At 37.3% G+C, this 225-nt stretch carries 1 protein-coding gene; it reads left to right on the top strand.

Annotated features, from left to right (window positions below):
* A partial coding sequence (locus tag V6251_RS15515; protein WP_341589041.1) for a hypothetical protein occupies positions 1-225 on the top strand: 225 nt, incomplete at both ends.

The following is a 225-nucleotide window of genomic DNA, read 5'->3' as shown; positions in this document are numbered from 1 at the left end:
CTGATGGCTCTGTTGCTATTACTGCTAATGGTAATGACTTCGATTTAAGCGTTACTCCTTTTGATGACTCAACATTACAATCTCAAATCACAGAAAACGCTGATGATATTGATGCAATCGAAGCGGAGCAAATCACGCAAAACACTGCTATAGCTGATAATACTGCAAACATCACAACTAATACAGATAGTATTGATACTTTAGAAGCTGAGCAAATCACGCAAA

The sequence above is a fragment of the Olleya sp. Ti.3.14 genome (assembly GCF_038154885.1).
In the GTDB taxonomy this organism is placed as follows: Bacteria; Bacteroidota; Bacteroidia; order Flavobacteriales; family Flavobacteriaceae; genus Olleya.
This window is presented reverse-complemented; position numbering and strand designations above follow the sequence as displayed.